The sequence below is a fragment of the Candidatus Thorarchaeota archaeon genome (genome assembly GCA_013388835.1).
GTDB lineage: Archaea > Asgardarchaeota > Thorarchaeia > Thorarchaeales > Thorarchaeaceae > JACAEL01.
The window spans coordinates 1-6,965 of the sequence record JACAEL010000046.1 but is presented as its reverse complement, the minus strand read 5'-3'; the positions used below and the strand labels follow the sequence as shown (position 1 = coordinate 6,965).

Annotated in this window: 11 protein-coding genes; all 11 read right to left on the bottom strand. The window is 53.0% G+C overall.

Annotated elements, in window-relative coordinates:
- The coding region (locus HXY34_08610; protein ID NWF96191.1) for a hypothetical protein at positions 1–377 on the bottom strand (377 nt) is incomplete at its 3' end.
- A 37-nt stretch (positions 378–414) separates the two neighbouring features.
- On the bottom strand, positions 415–765 hold the full coding sequence (locus HXY34_08605; GenBank protein ID NWF96190.1) for a hypothetical protein: 351 nt from the start codon (positions 763–765) through the stop codon (positions 415–417).
- Positions 766–1,089: 324 nt separating this feature from the next.
- Positions 1,090–1,473 carry a hypothetical protein gene (locus tag HXY34_08600; protein ID NWF96189.1) on the bottom strand — a complete coding sequence of 128 codons (384 nt, stop codon included), beginning with the start codon at positions 1,471–1,473 and terminating at the stop codon, positions 1,090–1,092.
- 63 nt (positions 1,474–1,536) lie between these two features.
- Positions 1,537–2,004, bottom strand: a complete 468-nt coding sequence (locus HXY34_08595) for a hypothetical protein (protein ID NWF96188.1) — start codon at positions 2,002–2,004, stop codon at positions 1,537–1,539.
- A 2-nt stretch (positions 2,005–2,006) separates the two neighbouring features.
- Positions 2,007–2,417 (bottom strand): type II toxin-antitoxin system VapC family toxin, encoded by a 411-nt coding sequence (locus tag HXY34_08590; protein ID NWF96187.1) that lies wholly within the window; start codon positions 2,415–2,417, stop codon positions 2,007–2,009.
- The gene (locus tag HXY34_08585; protein NWF96186.1) at positions 2,405–2,617 is read right to left on the bottom strand and encodes a hypothetical protein; all 213 of its coding nucleotides are present in this window, start codon (positions 2,615–2,617) and stop codon (positions 2,405–2,407) included. The genes HXY34_08590 and HXY34_08585 overlap by 13 nt, the downstream gene beginning before the upstream one ends.
- Before the next feature lie 299 nt (positions 2,618–2,916).
- Positions 2,917–3,243 carry a hypothetical protein gene (locus HXY34_08580; protein ID NWF96185.1) on the bottom strand — a complete coding sequence of 109 codons (327 nt, stop codon included), beginning with the start codon at positions 3,241–3,243 and terminating at the stop codon, positions 2,917–2,919.
- A 446-nt stretch (positions 3,244–3,689) separates the two neighbouring features.
- Complete coding sequence (locus HXY34_08575; protein ID NWF96184.1) at positions 3,690–4,280, bottom strand: hypothetical protein; 591 nt, start codon at positions 4,278–4,280, stop codon at positions 3,690–3,692.
- 2 nt (positions 4,281–4,282) lie between these two features.
- Complete coding sequence (locus HXY34_08570) at positions 4,283–5,176, bottom strand: hypothetical protein (GenBank protein NWF96183.1); 894 nt, start codon at positions 5,174–5,176, stop codon at positions 4,283–4,285.
- 309 nt (positions 5,177–5,485) lie between these two features.
- Positions 5,486–5,821: a hypothetical protein gene (locus HXY34_08565; protein ID NWF96182.1), complete on the bottom strand. Its 336-nt coding sequence runs from the start codon at positions 5,819–5,821 to the stop codon at positions 5,486–5,488.
- 7 nt (positions 5,822–5,828) lie between these two features.
- Entirely contained in the window at positions 5,829–6,902 is a 1,074-nt protein-coding gene (locus tag HXY34_08560) for a hypothetical protein (protein ID NWF96181.1), read from the bottom strand.
- Positions 6,903–6,965 lie beyond the last annotated feature (63 nt).

Below are 6,965 nucleotides of genomic sequence, written 5' to 3'. Positions count from 1 at the left end.
TTCATACAGTAGCCGACGTATACAATCACCATTATGACTATGCTATAGAGAGCAGTCATCAGTGCTATGGTCAACCATATGGAGGGACTAAGCATGTAGCACAGTAGGCTGCCAAGCAGGCCCACAGTCTCGCTTGTTGCGAAACATCGAGTTCCAGAAGAGAGGAGCAGACGGACAATGCGTGAGCTTGCCAAGTATGTGCCAGCTGCTAGAATGTGAACCATTGGAATGAAGCAAGCTGGCAACCAACCCAGACTCAGTGCAATCCAGCACCGGACCTCGATGCCCCTTCCAAGACGATCTATAATGAGCAGACACACTAGGACAAGACCAATCAGCATCACCAGCTGCCTTGAGATGAAGTACCGGTCGAGCATCTACGTGACCCTCGTAAGGAATTCCTGAGCGCTTCTCTCAAACTCTACTGCGAAGAGGAAATAACAGTATGCCCACATGAAGAACTGAACTGCTCAGCGAGTAGGACTGATACCTGTAGCCGAGAGTGACGACATACTTGACCCGCGATGCATTGTCAACCGCAGCAATTGGTAATCCCCCGCCCTGCCCATTGATGGTGGAGTAGATGACGCCCTGCGGTGACAGAGAGCCCCCGTCAGCCCACCACAGCTTGCCCGTCTTGAGGAAAGAGGTGTAGATGTAGCCCGACTGCTGGTAGTAGGAGCCACCGCTCTGTGGATAGAAGTATGTGTTGAACCATGCCTTCTGACTCCCCACCCATGCATCGCCCCAGTGCACGAGCGGCACACAACGCCTGTCCCTGTCTGACAGACTGACGCACCCAATCCTAGTCTGCTGGTCACATCCCTGGGAAAACCCCCGGCTTCGCAGACCATGGTAGTGCACGGATACTGTGTTCAAGTGGTCCTGATATTGCCAGCTAGTGACACGCGGCGACACAGAGAACAGGTCCAGTATAATGGTCCACCATTGAGAGACAAGTAGAGTCCTTCTAGAGCTGGGAGTGGCGATGGATGCGCGTCATGCAGCCTCGTGTGTCGTCGTCGCCTCAGAACTGGATGGCTCAGCGAAGAAGCGATAGCGTCGAAGGACGCTCAAGAGGGGCACTACTCATACGACTAAGAACAGACTACCAAACCAGCCTCTCGGGAAATAGAAGACCGCCATGATGCCCAAGAAGAACACCACAAGCGGCATGCCCAAGCCGACACCCCATCTCCAGCCCGCAGACCGCTCCCGGGGCACATGCAGTGACCGTTCTGTACTCATAGCAGTACCATCGATAGCATGTCCGAGGTACGGAAGCACAACGTACCGTGTCCAACAGCCGACCAGCAAGCTCGAGGCTAACCAGCAGAACCCAGACATGATCAGGGGGATCAGCCACTCTTCACGAGTCACCCAGTAGGCATAGAGAGTCATCACAAGAATTGCCGAAGATAGGAGCAATCCGAGTACGACCAGCAGAACGCTGACAATGTACCTGTTGTTCATGTCTATTCCTCCGAGTCCGAATCGGTCTTGATTACAAGCATCACGCTGCCGTTACTTGTATTCTTAGCATTGGAACCATATCTGTGCTTCCACGAACAGAGCAATAGCAATCAACATCATGGTGCCATTTGCCACCAAGACGAACTCCAGCAGTCTTGCCAACCACGCGAACCGAGCAGATGCCGTCGCGACTGCCTTGAGTAGTCCGGTTGATGCTCCCGCTTGACCGAGTGCGGCACTGACAAAGAAGCCAAGCGCAGGCCATGACCAGCTCCATGCAATCTCATACAAGAACCGGCTCGTGTCCGCTCTGGTCCACTCACCTTTGTTCACCATATAGAGTGCAAATACAGACGGGAGGGTCACGGCTAGCAGTGCCGCGGTCGTCAAGAGTGCAGGGGACACCACAATCGAGGCGGGGTCCGGCATTGGGTTCCTCGCAGCGTATTCCAATCGTGATTCGATTGTCCTTCCGCATTCCATTGCAGGCAGGACTGCTGGAGCATCTGCAATCACGAGAGTGTTGTGCACGACTAGTATGATATCATCTCAATGTTAGGAATTCTCTGGAAATGAGAATCGTTAGACACTATCTTTCGGCATCCGTTTGACAGCGCGATGGCAGCCACCAAGCAATCATTGATGCCAATGACATTGCCGGTTCGTTCCAGTTCTGTATAGACTCTGCTTCCTAGTTCAGCAGATTTCACATCGAGAGTCCAGACTGGCAGTCGGGAGAAGAGTCTTCGCACGGCCTGTTCCTCATGTTTGATACGACCTCTCTTGTCTACCCCTCTAAAAACCTCAAAGGCAGTGATAGTGGTTGTGGCAAGTCTGTAGCCCTCCGACCGCAGACGTTGATATGTGGTACGTGTACTATGCGCTCCACGGAGGAAATCGACTAGGAAGGACGTGTCAAGACAGACAGAAGTCAATGCTTCCAAACGCCCCACATCTCATCGAGCTCATCAAGGAGCTTGTCACGTTCTTCATCTGTCATCGAGACTGTGGCAAAGAGGTCAGTGATGTCATCATCTGCTGCTAGCAATCGTTCTATGACCTCGCTGAATGACTCTCCCTCACGTCTTGCCTTCCTGAGGCGAAGGTAGATGTCTTCGCGAAGGGAGATGTTCTTGTGTCCCATCTCTATCGTCTGCGTAACCATACACGACTATACATATAAACTCGTTCAGAATGCGCAACGGACGTAGACGGCTGCGGACCGTGCAAAGCAACATCACCGGCAGGCCAATAGTACTCTGAGTCAGTCTGTTCAACGAGAACGGAGCAGAATCTCCACTGAACCAGTGTTCGCGGACAATGAAAGTCCTGGCGCATCCACGGGTTGGCAGCAGCTGCAGCGAACCTGGACCATCTTGGACATACGGAGGGGAGAACGTTTCACAATGAAGCCCTACTCAACGCTGCACTCAAGGAAGACTATCAGACTACTCCGATGATGGTCCATGTCAACCAAGTCCTGAAGCTCTTGAAGACCTTATTCGTGTTCATGAACCGGACCACCACAAGGTAGTAGAATACTGCTTTGACCACAAGGTCCAGAACAAGACCCTTCGGTCCGAGAAAGGCATCGAGCCAGATGGCGAGAAGACCTACCACGAAGTCAAGTGAGATGAAACCAAGTGATAGTCCTGTGAATACCAAGATCCAGAGGACCCAAGCACCGGTGGCCAGTTCCGATACGAGAGCGGCAGCAGGAAGACCCCCCGCGGCAGCGGCTGTGGGCAGAAAACCGAGGCGGATCTTCAATCACCATATCAGGAATTCAGTTGCACTCACGTAGGAGACGCTGTCCTCCGAACCCTCCATGAGCTGGTCACTGACAGCGCACGCCCATGACGTCTTTTGCGACTCTGACATGCCAGCAAGGACTGGCAAGGAAAGCATGCTGTCCTCCGCTTGCAAGTCACCCAAGAGGTCCAATGACACATGGAGTGTCGCTGAACCGCCCAGAGGTGTGGAGAAGGACAAGCGAAGATGCAGTCTTGACCAACATCCCTTCCATCAACTCACGACCTGCTGAATCAACTGGTCTGCCTGACTGAACCAACCCTGTGCATCTGGAATCAGCGACTTACCCTCGGTTGCGCCGACTCCAGTGCCATACTATCCTTCTCACTTCATACGGTTGCTCGGGTCAGCTTGTTGAGGTTGCTGAAGAGTTGACAATGCATCTTGGAGTCCAGCTTCGGCTCCTACAGAGGCGAAGTCTGTTCTGCCAGTTCCCTGGCCACCTCTCCAATCAAGTCATCGCGGACTGAGAGATGAGCCAGGAGTAGACGCATCTGGTTCGGATCCAGACCTCTGTCTGTAGCCACTGCCACAATGCTCTTTCTGAGCCGGTCTGAGCGTTCGGCAACTGGAGTCCGATCCTGAACGGTCTGGAGAAAGGACTCTAAGCGAACCAGCGGGTCGGGACTCGCACCAAACAGGATCCCTCGGTGACACATACTGTCCAAACCGCTGCAGAGCAGGAAGAAGAGAGCTCCGCTCAGTCCTATGATGAAGAAAGGTCCAGCAAGACTGACAAGTAGGAGAAAACCACCCGAGGCGACCACAAACAACTGGATCACATAAGCTACCGTCCATTTGCGCTTCAGTTTGGCAAAGGTTGTCATCCGAGATTGGACTCGCTCATCGTAATCGGGCTGGTCGGGAAATGCAATCTCCAATCCCAGTGCTCTCCGCGACAACCTCTCGGCCTCCCATGTCGAAACCACCCCGACCAGAAGGAAGGCCATCGCAGCCAGGAGTGCTCCAACATCGATATCACCGAACATCTGCATTCTTAACCACCTAGAGTCTTATTGAGATGATAAGCAGCCATCACACAGTAGAATACCAAGAACGACGCTATCACCAGTTTGGTCCAAGCAAGCGGCTTTGCCGTCTGCTCCATACAGAACATCATGTTCTCCCAGCTGGAACCCCAGTGGACCATCAGAAGACCTGTCACTACACTGGAGAAGATACCCTTCACACCCTGAAGACCAATTAGGTATCTGAAGAAGGAGTATATAAACCCGAAGTAGAACACGAAAGCCTGCGCATGTAACCAGTATCCTTCAAGGACGTTTGTTTCGGCATACCAGACTGCGATAGCTGTGACCGAAAGAAAGGTGGCAATGGCACCGCCCACAAGATATGGGAACGCAGCTTTTGTGCTGGGCTCGGGGTTTCGAAGTATGAATTCGGCAACCGCAAGGAGGCCAATAGCAACTTGATGGGCTGCATTCATTGCGGCAACTGTGATGAACAGCGAGGCCCACGTCTCAAGGTATTTCTGCTCCGGACTGCCTCCTGAGGCTTGGAGCACGTTGAAGGCTCCCAGTAGGTCGACTGTGTAGTGAACAAGGAACACAACTGAACCCACATCGTACGAGCATAGTATGTGAAGAACAGGCCAGAATACATCCAGCGTCCACCACGGATGGATGCTCTCTTCAGACCGCCGCGGAGCATCCTGATATGCAGCAGTAGTATATGCCTTTGAAGCTCCACTTCCAGCGTTGCTGCCGTCCTGTTCCACAGGCTCGTTCGGGTCTGAATTGTTCGGATTTCCTCTGTTGAGGTCGGCCACCACGTTGATGTCCTGCACCCTCATGTCCACCAGTGAGTAGGACTGATACCTGTAGCCGAGAGTGACGACATACTTGATGACCCGCGACGCATTATCAACCACAGCAATTGGTATTCCCCCGCCCTGTCCATCAATCGTCGAGTAGATGACGCCCTCCGGAAACTGAGAGACCCCGTCAGCCCACCACAGCTTGCCTGTCTTGAGGAAAGAGGTGTTGCTTTCACGACCTTTCTGCTCTTCTCAGTGAGCTGAACGTTCAGTATGCGGATAACCCAATCCAGTCCCCGGGTTGAAACGTAGCCCGACATGGCAATGCCTCCAAACATGTGTAGCCGGGCCTGCAGGGACTAGTCACGCTCTGGGCAGCAGAAGCATGCGTTGAGTTTGTCCTCAGCCATTCCAGTCTATCCGTCAACATGCTTGCACTTTGGTCGCACGCCATTGACGAAGGTACTTCTCGAAGGTCACAGCCAGCGATTCGCCTGTCGACAGTGTTTCCTTAAACGCATCATACTCGATCTTGGCATGACTGCATCCTGTTGGTGCATTCTCAAATCTCTCAAAGAGGGAGAAGAAGAATGGTTCATGCGGTTCGTCTTTTCTCAATTGCTCTTCAATCATATTGCGGAGAAACGTTCCCTTCGGCTCTCGTGGAGCGAGGAGTCTTCGCTCCGCGAGAAACGTGGCCACCGGAAAGATGACTAACGACAACATGAGAACTATGAGCAGAATCTCGACCACCTGCATATCTTCATCATCTCTTCAACGGCACATTGAATCCCAAGTTGAAAAAGTATGCTGCGTAGTAAGCACATATCAGAATAACTGACAGCTTCACGAGGAAGACCGCAACGAACCATATCCCCTTGTTTGTGTTGGCAGTGCCAGGTCCACCAAGCGGTCTGTATTCAGACCACAGATTGAACAGCCGCCAACCGTTCCTAGCTGCAGTTACTATGCCTGGAAACATACTCATTAGGAGCCCGAGAAAGGCCACCATCGCAGCCCAAGGATGCGTTAGGGTATTGTCCACTAACCAAATCATGTAGGCCACATACGAGAGAAAGAGAACTACCCAAGCACCCAGCATCATCAGGAGGGTTCCAAGACTCGTGACCAAAGCAAGCGGAGAGGCGAGCGCTTCCAGCCCCAGCATCGTGAAGCGAAGGAGTGTGACTAGAGCTAGCGGGACAGCGAATCGTACAACCAAGTCTTGGTAGGTGGTGTACGCCTGTTGGGTCACGGACTCCAATTCCACATCAGACATGCCCTTCTCATCAACGCTTGCTACACGCATACGATGAATCTGCAGGTCCCCGAGAATATCTGTTGATAGCTCCACGTCAACCTCAGCTTTGCCGTTGATACTATTGACGAAGGTCAGAAACAGTCGAGGCCAGTAGTTGACCAATCGCCATGTAGTACTGACCCCATTTGCTATGGTCTCCCACAGGACCTCGATTCCAGGCTCGGCTTCAAGGTTCTGAGGCGTGCTGCCATCGTATTCCTCTGGCTCGCTCGGCTCTGGATTGTTCGGTTCGTGCCTGTTGAGGTCGGCCACCACGTTGACATCATGTACCCTCATGTCCACCAGCGAGTAGGACTGATACCTGTAGCCGAGAATGACGACGTACTTGATGACCCGCGACGCATTGTCAACCACAGCAATAGGCATTCCCCCGCCCTGCCCATCTATCGTCGAGTAGATGACGCCCTGCGGTGACAGAGAGCCCCCGTCAGCCCACCACAGCTTGCCCGTCTTGAGGAAAGAGTAGGGCGCGGTCACCCGGTTGATTCCAATCTCTCTCAACGAGAACACGAGTCTCAAGCTCCTCTCTCCTCATTGCATGGCACATGTGGAGCGACGAATCCTCCCGCTCACCAGTGACAT

Coding starts and splice junctions, on each gene's coding strand:
- HXY34_08565 (NWF96182.1), bottom strand. CDS start 5,821: ATGCAGGTGGTCGAGATTCTGCTCATAGTTCTCATGTTGTCGTTAGTC.
- HXY34_08600 (NWF96189.1), bottom strand. CDS start 1,473: ATGAACAACAGGTACATTGTCAGCGTTCTGCTGGTCGTACTCGGATTG.
- HXY34_08575 (NWF96184.1), bottom strand. CDS start 4,280: ATGCAGATGTTCGGTGATATCGATGTTGGAGCACTCCTGGCTGCGATG.
- HXY34_08585 (NWF96186.1), bottom strand. CDS start 2,617: ATGGGACACAAGAACATCTCCCTTCGCGAAGACATCTACCTTCGCCTC.